This window comes from Adlercreutzia equolifaciens, assembly GCF_029076695.1.
Classification (GTDB): Bacteria; Actinomycetota; Coriobacteriia; order Coriobacteriales; family Eggerthellaceae; genus Adlercreutzia; species Adlercreutzia equolifaciens_A.
Genome location: NZ_JARFIK010000287.1, coordinates 1 through 312, shown reverse-complemented (window position 1 = coordinate 312; position 312 = coordinate 1). Strand labels below are relative to the sequence as shown.

General features: G+C 61.2%; 1 protein-coding gene. It reads left to right on the top strand.

The features are described from left to right. The coding region (locus tag PZH32_RS12440; protein ID WP_275208557.1) for a hypothetical protein at nucleotides 1–312 on the top strand (312 nt) is incomplete at both ends.

The following is a 312-nucleotide window of genomic DNA, read 5'->3' as shown; positions in this document are numbered from 1 at the left end:
GCGACTTCATCCTCTACGGTGTCCATGACAGTGCCGACAGCGCCTACGTGGACGACTCCAAGCTGTGGCAGAACCTGCCGGCCGTAAAGGCCGACCGCGTGCTGCCCTACGAACAGGTGGCCTTCTTGCATCGCGATCCCATTACGCTTTCCCACCAGCTCGATATCTTCGTGGACTTCTTCCGTGCCCACGAGAACGACGCTGCCAAAGGACGCTTCTTGTCCCGGGTGCGCATATCGCTGTTCCTCATAGGGGGAGTCGTGGCGGTTTTTCTGGCCGCCGGGCTCTCCCTCTTCTTGGGCAGCACGGCCA